General features: G+C 43.3%; 8 protein-coding genes. 6 read left to right on the top strand and 2 right to left on the bottom strand.

The features are described 5' to 3' along the window. Positions 1-19 precede the first annotated feature (19 nt). Positions 20-5,629 carry a gliding motility-associated C-terminal domain-containing protein gene (locus O9316_RS04265; protein WP_298347018.1) on the top strand — a complete coding sequence of 1,870 codons (5,610 nt, stop codon included), beginning with the start codon at positions 20-22 and terminating at the stop codon, positions 5,627-5,629. A 201-nt stretch (positions 5,630-5,830) separates the two neighbouring features. On the opposite strand, the gene O9316_RS04260 is transcribed toward O9316_RS04265, so the two are convergent. Further along, a complete protein-coding gene (locus tag O9316_RS04260) occupies positions 5,831-6,181 on the bottom strand; it encodes a DUF1801 domain-containing protein (RefSeq protein ID WP_298204987.1) in 351 nt (116 codons plus the stop codon). Next, positions 6,181-7,551: a M28 family peptidase gene (locus tag O9316_RS04255; protein WP_298204988.1), complete on the bottom strand. Its 1,371-nt coding sequence runs from the start codon at positions 7,549-7,551 to the stop codon at positions 6,181-6,183. Before O9316_RS04255 ends, O9316_RS04260 begins: the two co-directional genes overlap by 1 nt. Positions 7,552-7,638: 87 nt before the next feature. Here O9316_RS04255 and O9316_RS04250 point away from each other — a divergent pair, with 87 nt between their 5' ends. From O9316_RS04250 to O9316_RS04230, 5 genes are read left to right on the top strand one after another with little or no spacing between them, the layout of a single operon-like run. Further along, on the top strand, positions 7,639-8,271 hold the full coding sequence (locus O9316_RS04250) for a hypothetical protein (RefSeq protein ID WP_298204989.1): 633 nt from the start codon (positions 7,639-7,641) through the stop codon (positions 8,269-8,271). 19 nt (positions 8,272-8,290) lie between these two features. Then, the gene (locus O9316_RS04245; RefSeq protein ID WP_297515419.1) at positions 8,291-8,587 is read left to right on the top strand and encodes a transcriptional regulator; all 297 of its coding nucleotides are present in this window, start codon (positions 8,291-8,293) and stop codon (positions 8,585-8,587) included. 45 nt (positions 8,588-8,632) lie between these two features. Next, positions 8,633-9,091 (top strand): hypothetical protein, encoded by a 459-nt coding sequence (locus O9316_RS04240; RefSeq protein ID WP_298204990.1) that lies wholly within the window; start codon positions 8,633-8,635, stop codon positions 9,089-9,091. Next, positions 9,088-9,384: a hypothetical protein gene (locus O9316_RS04235; RefSeq protein ID WP_298204991.1), complete on the top strand. Its 297-nt coding sequence runs from the start codon at positions 9,088-9,090 to the stop codon at positions 9,382-9,384. The genes O9316_RS04240 and O9316_RS04235 overlap by 4 nt, the downstream gene beginning before the upstream one ends. Further along, a complete protein-coding gene (locus tag O9316_RS04230) occupies positions 9,381-9,686 on the top strand; it encodes a hypothetical protein (RefSeq protein ID WP_298204992.1) in 306 nt (101 codons plus the stop codon). Before O9316_RS04235 ends, O9316_RS04230 begins: the two co-directional genes overlap by 4 nt. The last annotated feature ends 12 nt before the right edge of the window (positions 9,687-9,698 follow it).

Here is a 9,698-nt window from a genome sequence, read left to right as displayed (position 1 = left end):
AGAGGCAACCAACGACGGTTTGTATGTATTCAATGGAAACTCAACATCAGCACCTCAAATTGCTAGTCCAAACCCTGCTGGAGCAGTACCTGGTGGATTGGCAGGAGCGTTTTGGGGAACCACCAGTCCGGGTACGGTAACATCATCTAGCCCTGATGGCTGTTTGACCTTCCGTTTCCGTAGTAATGGTACAACCACAGCTGCAGGATGGGTAGCCAATGTTACCTGTGCAGCACCTCCCGCTTGTCCTGCGCCTTTCTCATTAGCACCAACCATCGTTTTAGGAACCTCAGCTACATTCAACTGGACCGCTGGAGGCACTGAAACCGAGTGGCATATTATCGCAGTACCTTGTGGTTCGCCTGCACCCAATGCAACAACTACAGGATTTACCGTAGCCAACACCCGTCCTTTCCAATTGACCGGATTATCGGGATTGACTTGTTATGACGTGTATGTTCGTGCCGTTTGCTCAGCATCAGAATTGAGCAACTGGGCCGGTCCTGCATCGATTACTACGCAAGTAGCTCCGCCAGTATGTGGTGGTATATTTGCTGATGAAGGAGGAAATGGAAATTATCCGAATGATGCTAATACAATCGTAACCGTTTGTCCTGTAAATACAGGGGATGTTGTCACCGTAACCTTTACCAGTTTTGCCACTGAAGCCAATTGGGATGGATTGTATGTATTTAATGGATCTACTGTGGGATCGCCTCAAATTGCCAGTACAAATGGTCCTGGTTTTGGTGATTTAACAACTCCCGGTGCTTTTTGGGGTACACTAATAGGAGGGAATTTACCAACATTTACCTCTACTTCTGTTGATGGATGTTTAACTTTCCAATTCATTAGTGACGGTATCATCAATTTAGCGGGATGGACAGCGAATGTATTCTGTGGTCCACCGCCAACTTGTCCTAATCCTAACACGCTTGTTACATCAGCTGTGACATTTAACAGTGCTACTTTAGCATGGACAAATCCAAATACCGCAACAACTTGGAATGTCATTGCACTTCCTTGTGGATCTCCCGTTCCAACTGCTACTACTACAGGATTTACCGTAACCACCACCAACCCCCATGTGTTTACAGGATTGACTCCGGACACCTGTTATGATTTATATGTTCAGGCGGTTTGTGGTCCTGGTGATTTAAGTAACTGGGTTGGTCCAAGAACTATAACCACACAAATTGCACCACCACAATGTGGCGGAATATTTACCGATCCAGGAGGAGCCAATGCTAATTATGCTAATGGAACAGATAACACCGTTACGATTTGTCCTCCTACAGGATCAAACCAAGTAGTTACAGTAACCTTTATTGAATTTAATACTGAGGCTACTTGGGACGGATTGTATGTATTTGACGGGGCAGATATCAACGCACCTCAAATTGCAAGTGGTAATGGTGCTGGCAATGTACCTGGCGGTTTACCCGGTTCATTCTGGGGTAACTTAACAGGTGCCAACTTACCAGGCCCCTTCACAGCATCTACGGTTGGGGGGTGTTTAACGTTCCGTTTCCGCAGTGATGGTTCTGTAAATAATCCTGGATGGATTGCAAATGTCACATGCGAACAAGCACCTGCTTGTCCAAGACCTGTGAGTTTGAATATTCAACAAGCAACGCAGAACTCTGTTCAATTGGCTTGGACTGAACAAGGTACCGCTACTCAATGGGAGGTTTTCATTGTTCCGCTAGGGGGCTTACCTCCGTCAGGCACATCTATTGGTATTTTAACAACTAGTAATCCTTACACCCTTACCAACTTACCAGCGGGAACAGCGTATACGTTTTATGTCCGTTCGATTTGTAATGCACAAGGGGAAACCAGTACATGGTCACAACCCTTTACATTTGGTACCTTACCTGTAAATGATGAATGTAGCGCTGCCTCTTTTGCTGTAGTTAATCAAAACTTAAACTGTGTACAAACAACGCCTGGTACGTTGATTGGTGCTACGGCCTCCGCTCCAGCAGTGAACTGTCCTCCAGGGGTAGCCAACGATGATGTATGGTATACCTTTACAGCGACTGCACCTACTCACATTGTATCTTTTAACAACGTACTTCCAGCAGGTACTGATTTGGATTACGCTATTTTCACAGGAGATAACTGTGGTAACTTAACGCAATTAAACTGTAATAGTGCCGATGATTTAGTGCCAGGAACTACCTATTATATTCGTATTTATTCGGCATCTGCCAACCCTCAATATGTAACGTTTGACTTGTGTATTGGTACATTACCTTGTACTGAAGCACCAGCATTCTGTACGGGGCAAACCATCACCTATGCCAACTCAACGAATATACCAAGTTTAGGGCAAATTGGATGTTTATTTACCTCTCCTAACCCTGCCTTCTTCTTCTTACAAGTAAACCAAGCAGGACCTTTGAGCTATTTAATTACTCAAGTTGATAATAATGGTGTAGGCCGCGACGTGGATTATGTGGCTTGGGGACCCTTTACTGATTTAAGTTCGGCTTGTATTGGAGTTCCTGCGAATCCTTTAGCAGGACAATTACCAGCACTAACGCCAGCTCAAGGTTGTAACGGTAACTTACACGCATGTAGTTATTCGGCAGCACCTCAAGAGATTATGTGTATTCCAAATGCTCAATTGTGTGAGGTCTATGTAATTATGATTACTAACTTCTCCAATCAGCCAGGTACTGTGACGTTTACACAAACTAATACCAATGGGGGTACAACAGCTTGTTTCCCAATCAATATTTTTAATTACGATTCAACTTTCTATTGTCAAAACGATGCGGATCCAACACCAGTTTTAGCTCCTAGTGCTACTGCAGGAACCTATACTGCTACTCCAGCTGGATTAGTAATTGATTCGGTAACTGGGACAATCGATTTGTCAGCTAGTGCGCCTGGAGCCTATGTGGTAACTGCTACGACTGCTACAATTATTGGAGGTACTTGTAATACAATTCCTTTTATTACTACATCAAGAACGGTTATCATTACAGCGCCAGCCGATGCTACAATTGCGTATCCTGCACCTGCCTATTGTAATTCAACTTTTGACCCCGTTGTGGCTACAATCACAGGAACACCAGGAGGAAATTTCTCGGCAACCCCATCTGGTTTGAATATTAATGCAATCAATGGTAATATTATTCCCGGGGCAAGCACACCGGGTACGTATACTGTTTCATACACTATTCCGGCATCGGGTGGATGTGATCCATTTACAACAACAACAACTGTTACTATTCACCCCACTCCAGTAATACCTTTTATTGCAAATGTTACGCAGTGTGGCAATTATACGTTGCCTCCACTTACAGTAGGAAATTATTTCTCAGAACCAGGAGGAACAGGAACCACTTATAACGCAGGTGATGTTATTTCGGCCTCGCAAACCATGTATGTATATGCAGCCTCAGGTACAACACCAAACTGTACCAGCGAACGTAGTTTTACAATTACGATAACACAGCCTATTGATCCTACCTTTGCCCCTATTAATAGTATATGTCAAGGCGCTACAGCACCAGTGCTACCTACGACTTCATTAAACAATATTGAAGGAACGTGGAACCCCGCAACCATTGACACTTCTACGTTAGGCAACACCAACTATGTGTTTACCCCGAATGCAGGTCAATGTGGAAATCCAGTAACGGTCTCTATTTTAATTTCTACACCGATTACGCCCACTTTTGATCCGATTACCGCATGTCAAGGACAAACAGGGCCTACTTTACCAACCACATCAACCAACAATGTGGCGGGAACTTGGAATCCAGCGACTATAGATACGGCTATTGCAGGCACATTTGACTATGTGTTTACACCTTCAGCGGGTAACTGTGCTACGCCTGTAACAATACAGGTAACGATTACGCCTCCAGCTACAACACCTTCTTTTGACCCAATCCCAGCGATTTGTCAAGATTTAGCTGCACCAGCGTTACCAACTACTTCCTTAAATGGAATTACCGGTACTTGGAACCCTGCAACTATCAGTACGACTGTAGTGGGTACATTTACCTACACATTTACTCCTAATCTAGGGCAATGTGCTACGAGCACTACTTTGGATGTAGTGATCAATGCGCCTTCGATTGTTCCTTCATTTGAACCTATAGCACCGATTTGTCAAGGGTTAACACCTGGTACTCTTCAAGCTGCTGATGCGAATGGAATTACGGGAACTTGGAATCCAACAACGATTGATACCAGTGTTGTAGGTACATTTACGTACACATTTACACCAAATCAAGGTCAATGTGCTACAGGTACTACTTTAGATGTTGTGATCAATGCACCATCTGTTGTTCCTTCTTTTGAACCAATAGCACCGATTTGTCAAGGGGTAACACCGGGAACTCTTCCGTCTACTGATGCCAATGGTATTACAGGAACCTGGAATCCAGCTACAATTGATACAAGTGTTGTGGGTACATTTACCTACACCTTCACCCCCAATGCAGCGCAATGTGCCGTTCCGACGTCACTCCAAGTTACGATTACTGCACCTTCGATTGTTCCCACATTTACTGCCATTGCAGCTTTGTGTCAAAATAGTGCTGCACCAGCGTTACCAACTACTTCCGATAACGGAATTTCTGGAACATGGTCCGCTGCAATTGACACCTCGGTTGTAGGTTCACAAACATTAACTTTTACACCCAATGCTGGTCAGTGTGCTGTAAGTACAACGTTGACAGTTACTATTACAGCTCCAACAGTACCAACATTTGCCGCTATTGCACCAGTGTGTTCAGGTAGCGCTTCAATTTCGCTACCAACACAATCCACGAATGGGGTGAGCGGTACTTGGAATCCGGCAACAATAGCTACATCCACTGCAGGTACATTTACATCTAACTTTACACCCGATGCAGGACAATGTGCTACCACAGCTTCAATTACAGTTACTGTAGTGGCAACTCCCGATGTATTGCCTATCAACGATGTGTTTGCTTGTGACTCGTATACGCTTCCTGCTCTAACCGCTGGAAACTACTTTACAGGTCCAAATGGAACAGGTACACAGTTGAATACAGGGGCTGTAGTTAATGCAAGTACTACGCTTTATGTTTTCGCACAAAATGGAAGTTGTACAGACCAAGAAAGTTTTGACATCACTATTACTCCTGCTCCATCCTTCACTATTGAAGGAGGTTGTGAAGGCAGTGTTTATGTTTTGGAAGTTGTTTCTACCAATTTTGGAAGTGCTACCTATACATGGACAAATGCATCAGGAGCAACTGTGGGTACAGCATCTACCTTGAATGTGACGGCTTCTGGAACCTACACGGTTACTGTTACCGTAGGCAATGGATCCTCTAGTTGTACAGCGACACAATCGTTTACCGCAAATGAAGTAACTTGTGCAATCCCAAGAGGTATCTCACCTAATGGCGATGGTTTGAATGATAACTTTGACTTAACTGGATTAAATGTAAAACAATTGAGTATTTACAACCGTTATGGTACAAAAGTATATTCTCGTTCCAACTATACCAACCAATGGAGTGGTCAGTCGGACAATGATAATGAACTTCCTGATGGAACCTACTATTACGTAATTGAGCGTGATGGTGTGGCAACCAAAACAGGATGGGTATATGTAAATCGTGAAGTAAAATAATTCTATTTACACCCTCAAACTAAAAAGGAGATTCGTACTGAATCTCCTTTTTTTATTCAATCGCGTTTCGACAGAAACTTGATTACTAGATCAACGTTTAAATCTTAAATTATACAGGTACAGAAATAAAAGAATGTTGCACACCATAAAATCCTATAAACACTTTATAGGACAAAATGAATCTCCCCCAAGTTTCATGCCTTATTCATACAGTGCCTTGGCTTCTAAAAGTACTGCTTCCAACACCCTTTGATCAAAAGTGTCTAGCGTTGTAAATTGAAGCGATTTAACCATAGTACGATTGGCACCTACCAACATCTCTTGATGTGTTTTCAGTTGAAAACCCCTATAAAATCCGACATCTACATAGCCTTTCTTTTGCTTTACATTCAAGTAACAAAAAGGTTTATCCTGATAATAGTAAAAAGGAATGGCATAGCGATAACGCAATTCTACAGCGGGAATAATTGCCTCAATGGTCGCCATACAATGCATCAAAACCGCCCGGAAAGGTTCGCGTTGCCTTAGTACATAATCATGAGCGGGTTGCATTAGCGAATGCCGTATTGATCAAACAAATACACTAAAGAAGCCATAGCAGCGGCTCCTAACTCCAACTCCCGTTTGTTCACGGCATCGAAAGAATCATTGGCCGCATGATGGTGGTCAAAATAGCGTTGGGAATCCGGTTGCAATCCCGCTTTAACTATTTTGGGGGACTGAAGGGGACCGATATCAACGCCCGAATGCCCTTGACGAAATAAATGCAGAAGATACGGTTCAAACAACGGTTTCCATTGTTGTACTTGCTCCATATTGGTGGCATCAATTTCAAACGAAAACCCTCGTGGTGCAAATCCTCCCGCATCACTCTCCAAGGCAAATATATGTTGCTCACCCAACCGTTTAGATTCGGCTTCGTATTGCAATCCCCCTTTCACTCCATTTTCTTCATTCATAAATAAAACCGCACGGATAGTGTGTTTCGGACGGTACCCAAGACGTTTGAACAGTGCTAATACTTCCATACTTTGCACACAGCCAGCACCATCATCATGCGAACCATCGCCTAAATCCCACGAGTCCAAATGACCACCGACCAAAATAATTTTATCGGGATAGATTGTCCCTCTTATCTCTCCAACTACATTATGTGAAAGCACCTCCCCTAAATAGCGACAGGTTTGACGAAAATAAATTTTTGCATTGGGATGGGTTTGCAAGGCTTCACTTAATGCATTCGCATCCAAAGTACTCACCGCCGCAGCCGGTATGCGTTGCGACTCGGGTGTATCCCCATAATTGGTCATACCTGTGTGAGGAAGATCGTCAAGACGTAAGTTCATTGAACGCACCAACACACCTACGGCTCCCAACTTACCTGCTTCACGAGCTCCTGAAGAGCGTTGATCAACACAACCACCATAAGCACGAAAGGTTTCAACATGTTCAGGATCCATCGGACGGTTGAAAAAGACGAGTTTACCGCGAACTTTCTCAGCGCCCAACGCTTTTAATTCGTCAAGCGATTTAACCTCAATAACTTGAGCTTCTAACCCGTTGTTGGGGGTAGCTACCGACATCCCTAAGGCACAAATCGACAAGTCTAAACGCTTTTTTCCCAATTGTACATAGGCAACTTCCTGCTCCCCGCGCTCCCATTTGGGCACCATCACCTCTTGCAAGTAAACGCGATCGAGTCCCAACAGCTCCAATTGTGCTTTGGTATATGCCACTCCTTTGGCAGCCCCATCCGAACCTGATAAACGCGCGCCAATGGTATTGGATAAATGCTCCAACCAAGAATAACACTGCCCTTGCGTTAGCACCGAACGGTGAATTCGGTCGAGCATTTGAGCATCCGTTTGCGCAAAAAACGATTGAAAAGTGAGTAAAAAGATAAGTGAAAGCCTGCATTTCATGGGAACTGTATTTTTCTCAAAAATAATCGAAAAATAGTTTGCCTAAAAAATAAATATTTATTTACTTTGTATCTCAAAGTACTTTTTATGGAGACGAATGAATATTTAAAAGACCTAAAGGATATCAAAGAAATGATGTCCAAATCGTCACAAACCTTATCGCTTAGTGGCCTATCGGGCGTATTGGCGGGATTGTATGCTTTGGCCGGTGCTGGCATTGCCCATTACCTATTGTATATCCATCACGTAGTCGATTACACCCAATCGCGCTCAGAAAACGGCTTCCCAATGGATACATTGTCGTTACAATTGATCGGATTGGCAGCGGTAATTGTATTGGCTTCGATGGGAACGGGAATAGTGCTGAGTGCCCGTAAAGCTAAAAAAATGGGGGAAACACTTTGGAATGTATCGTCGCGACGACTGCTGATTAATTTCAGTATTCCATTAGTAACCGGTGGACTCTTGGTCATTATTCTTCTCTTTAAAGGCTACTACGAATTGATTGCTCCAATGATGCTCTTATTCTACGGCATGGGCTGTGTCAATGCGTCAAAGTACACCTTCCGGGATGTGCGTTATTTGGGTGTAACGCAAATCATCTTGGGATTGATGGCGGCGTATTTCAATGATTCTGATTTGATCTTTTGGACCCTAGGATTTGGCGTTTGCCACGTCCTCTATGGCGCCATGATGTATGTGAAATACGACCGAAATTAATTGTAATTTTACCGCACCAGTGAAATCCCTACTCGAAAATATCAACAAAGCCTTTGACCATCGCATTCGACTGGGCATCATGTCGGTGCTGATGGTGAATGACCGTGTGGACTTCACTACGCTGAAAGAACTGCTCGGCGTTACCGACGGCAATCTAGCTTCGCATATCAAAGCCCTAGAAGCTGAAGCCTACATAGAAGTAGAAAAACAATTCATCGGTAAAAAACCCAATACACGCTATTTGGCCACAACCGCCGGTAAAACAGCCTTCAAAAACCATATTGAAGCCCTGGAAAAATTAATACAAAAGTCGTAACCTATTTTTTTATACTTATACTTTGAATTTCAAAGTACTTTTATTATGAGGGAGTTATTTATTGAATGGATGTACCGCACTGTAAAAGTGCCCTATCAATGGATTTTTAAACGAAAAGAAGCTTGGAATCTCACGCTTCAAGAACTATTACGATTGCCCGAAGAGAGTTTGGGGTTTCACTTAGGCTGCTTTTTATGCCAACACAATTTTGAAATACAACCTACCCTCGAAGAGCACGATATCTATCATGTACTCACCCAAACAGGAGGAACTGTATTGGATGAAATCACCATGCAGTTTTATTTATTAGGCAATGGGAAACGAAGTCTCTTTCTTTTTGTAGTGATGGGTACAGGTGTGGTGTTTTATCCCTTTCAATGGGGACATTTTTACCAAACCTACCGCAAAGGAAAACAAGCGCATCGGTTTTTTGACCTCAACTTTCTCCCGCTCCTTCCCTTTCCCATTGCCGACTTTCGAAAAACATTTAACATACAACCATGAAATCCTATACCCTGTACCAAAAAATCGCTTTGCTTACCTTTTGTAGTGAAACCATTCTTTGCTATGGCTATGTGATTACCCGACATGACCTTGTGGTCTTTCTCGGATTTTTATTCACGCTTTTTGCTGTGCTTATCAACGGCATGGCGTTCATAGCCGTGATTCATGAGGCGATATACGCCCCCGAAAACCGAAGTCAAAGTCTGAAAGACGGGGGCATTTTATGCCTCAATATTCCCGTAGTGGGCTGTTACCTCTTACTTTATTTTCTCATTCAAACACATACCCGATGACCCGAAAACAATACCAAAGCGCTACCGGACAGCGCTCCACGCAAATTGCCATCGCCTCCTTTGTACTCGGAACCTTTTTACTGTGCGCCTTTTTAACCACCAAGCATGAATATGTGCTCTTGGCCGGCTTTTACTATGTGCTTTTGGCAATAGCAATCAACCTAGTCGTGCTTGGCAACCTGCTTTACCAATGCGTTCGCTTACACAACCACAGGGACTATTATGGCATCAAAATACTCCTCGTATTGGCCAATATACCCATCGCATTTGTCTATCTAAAAATCAGTATTAATTCATTATAAAAACATGTCAAT

The organism is Flavobacterium sp., assembly GCF_027533505.1.
Lineage (GTDB): Bacteria > Bacteroidota > Bacteroidia > Flavobacteriales > Flavobacteriaceae > Flavobacterium.
The sequence above is the reverse complement of the archived record's forward strand: the minus strand, read 5'-3'. Positions and strand labels throughout refer to the sequence as shown.